Genomic DNA, 2,515 nt, shown 5'->3' on the forward strand with positions numbered 1-2,515 from the left:
GCTGGTGAGCACCAGACGCCGCACCCCGTGAACCGTCACCAGATGCCGGGCCAGCAACGCACCGAGAGCACCCGTGCCCCCGGTGACCAGGACCGTGCCGTTCGGGTCGAGGGTCGCGGGGGTCGCGGGGGTGGCGGGAATGTCCGTCGCGAGGGTGGCGCGGGACAGCCGCGGCACCAGCAGGGCGCCCTCGCGGAGCGCGAACTGCGCCTCGCCGGAGGCCATGCCGGCCGTGAAGACGCGCCAGGACAGGTCACTGGCGTCGTGGTCGACGAGCACGATCCGGCCCGGGTGCTCCGACTGGGCGGTCCGTACGAGACCCCAGACGGTCGCCGCCGCGAGGTCCTGCACGTCCTCGGCGTCGTCCATCGCGACCGCACCCCGGGTGAGCACCACGAGCGGAGTGCCGCTGAAGCGCTCGTCGGCCAGGAACTCCTGGAGCACCGCGAGTACCTGGGTCGCGGTGCCGTGCGCGGCGTCGGCCACCGCGCGGTCGGTGCCGCCGACCGGCAGCAGCAGTCCCGCCGTGGCGCCGCGCACACCGGCCAGTTCCGGGTGGCAGGCGGCGGCGACACCCAGCCGCTCCAGGTCGGCCGTCAGCTCCTTGTCGCCGAGTACCGCGAACGGCAGGGTGGCCGCCGCCGCGGGCGCGGTGGGGAGCTTGTTCCAGTCCATCCGGTACAGCGAGTCCGGCTGGGTGCTGCGGGCCGCCGCCAGCTGTTCGGGGCCCACCGGGCGCATCGCCAGCGACGCGATCCGCATCACCGGGGCGCCCGACGCGTCCGCGATCGACAGCGCCACGGTGTCTCGTTCCGGGCGGGTCAGCCGCACCCGCACCCGGCGTGCACCGCTCGCCCGCAGCGAGACGCCGCGCCACGAGAACGGCAGCCGCACCCCGTCCGCCGCGTCGTACCAGAGCATCAGCGGGTGCAGCGCCGAGTCGAGCAGCGCCGGGTGGATCCCGTAGTGCTCCGCGTCGGCGTCGTCCGGCAGGGCGATCTCGGCGTACAGGTCGTCGCCCAGCCGCCAGCCGGCCCTGAAGCCCTGGAACATCGGGCCGTACTCGTAGCCGCGGTTGATGAACGTCCGGTAGAACGCGTCGATGTCCACCGCCGTGGCACCGGCCGGCGGCCAGGCCGCCAGGTCGAACGGCTCCTCCTGCACGAGCGGCGCGAGCAGCCCGCTGGCGTGCCGCGTCCACTCCTGCGACCGGTCCGCGTCGGTGGCGCGCGAGTACAGCGTGAACGAGCGCCGGCCGGTCTCGTCAGGTGCCTCGACGGTGATCTGGAGGTCACGCGCACCCTGCGGCGGCACCGCCAGGAACGCGTGGTGGGTCAGCTCCTCGATCCCGCAGTCCACCTGATCGCCCGCGTACAGCAGCAGGTCCAGGAAGGCCACGCCCGGCAGGACGACGGTGCCGAACACCACGTGGTCGTACAGCCACGGGTGGGTGGGCAGCGAGACCCGCCCGGTGAACAGCCGGGTGCCGTCCGGCAGGACCGTCTCGGCGCTCAGCAGCGGGTGCCCGGCGGCCTCCAGACCGGCCGCACCCGGCTCCCCGGCCGACCTGGCGGGCGCGAGCCAGTACCGGTCGCGCTGGAACGGGTACGTGGGCAGGTCGACGGCCTGTCCGGGGGCGCCGGCCGGCAGCTGCCAGTCGACGTCGACGCCATGGACGTGCGCGGTCGCAAGGGCCGTGACGAAGGTGCGGGTCTCGGGGTGGTCGGCGCGCAGCGCGCAGACGGCGACCACCGGCTCGTCCGCCTCGCCGGCCTCGTCGAGGGTGGCCCGGGTGAGCGCGGTCAGCACCGGGTCCGGACCCAGCTCCAGGAACGTGGACGCACCCGCCGCACGCAGACTCCGCACCCCGTCGGCGAACCGCACCGGCTGACGGATGTGACTGCTCCAGTACGCCGGATCCGTCACCTGCTCGACCGTGGCCAGGCCACCCGTCACGTTCGACACGACCGGAATCGACGGCTCACGGAAGGCCAGCCCCGACGCGATCTCCTCGAACTCCGCCAACACTCCATCCATGTGCGCGGAGTGGAAGGCATGACTGACCGCGAGGGTGCGCGTCTTGCGGCCCAGCCCGGCGAAATGCGCCGCGACCCGGGCCACGGCCTCCGTGTCGCCGGAGACCACCGTCGAATCAGGCGAGTTGACCGCCCCGATCGACACCCCCGGCTCCGACTCCAGGCAGGCCAGGACCTCGTCCTCCGTGGCCTGGACGGCCACCATGCCGCCACCCGCCGGAGCGGCCTGCATCAGTCGGCCCCGGGTGGCCACCAGCACGCCCGCGTCCTCCAGGGAGAGCACCCCGGCGACATGAGCGGCGGTCAGTTCGCCCACGGAGTGGCCGGCCACCACATCAGCCCGCACCCCGAACGACTCCACCAACCGGTACAGAGCCACTTCCAACGCGAACAACGCCGGCTGCGTGAAACACGTCTGATCAAGCACGCCCGCATCAGCGCCGGCATCGGCGTCGGCGAACACCACGTCCTTCAACGAA

General features: G+C 73.4%; 2 protein-coding genes. One reads left to right on the top strand and one right to left on the bottom strand.

Translation table 11 applies throughout. The features are described 5' to 3' along the window. On the bottom strand, nucleotides 1-2,415 hold a 2,415-nt coding region (locus tag NQO67_RS43405; protein ID WP_255956178.1), incomplete at its 3' end, for an acyltransferase domain-containing protein. Between NQO67_RS43405 and NQO67_RS43410 the strand changes: the two genes are divergently transcribed. After that, nucleotides 2,329-2,515 (top strand): hypothetical protein (locus NQO67_RS43410; RefSeq protein ID WP_255956179.1); only part of this gene is annotated, 187 nt, incomplete at its 3' end. The two genes, NQO67_RS43405 and NQO67_RS43410, sit on opposite strands and share 87 nt — an antisense overlap.

The sequence above is a fragment of the Streptomyces odontomachi genome (assembly GCF_024435355.1).
Taxonomy (GTDB): domain Bacteria; phylum Actinomycetota; class Actinomycetes; order Streptomycetales; family Streptomycetaceae; genus Streptomyces; species Streptomyces odontomachi.